Origin of the sequence: Sulfitobacter sp. CW3 (assembly GCF_019392245.1) — a bacterium.
In the GTDB taxonomy this organism is placed as follows: Bacteria; Pseudomonadota; Alphaproteobacteria; order Rhodobacterales; family Rhodobacteraceae; genus Sulfitobacter.
Window position 1 is genome coordinate 1 of record NZ_JAHXRL010000355.1, and the last position, 260, is coordinate 260.

Below are 260 nucleotides of genomic sequence, written 5' to 3' on the forward strand. Positions count from 1 at the left end.
GCGGCGGCGCGCTCCGCGCCCTCGGGATCGACGGCGACGAGGGCGTTGAGCGTGGGGTTCACGGCCTCGGCCCGCTCCAGGCAGGCGCGGGCGGCCGTGACCGGGCTCGCCGTCCCGGCGGCGTAGCGGCGCCCCAGGGCCGCGGCCGAGAGGGTCCAGAGCGGGCCCGCCGCGTCGATCCGGGTCATGACTCCTCCTCGCGATGCGCGATCCAGCGGGCGAGCGGCCCGGTCAGGCCCGTAGCGGGCTTCGCGGGCGGC

General features: G+C 80.0%; 1 pseudogene. It reads right to left on the reverse strand.

Annotated features, from left to right (window positions below):
* Nucleotides 1–188, reverse strand: a pseudogene (locus KZZ06_RS21390) (amidase); the annotation flags it as partial.
* Between the last annotated feature and the right edge of the window lie 72 nt (nucleotides 189–260).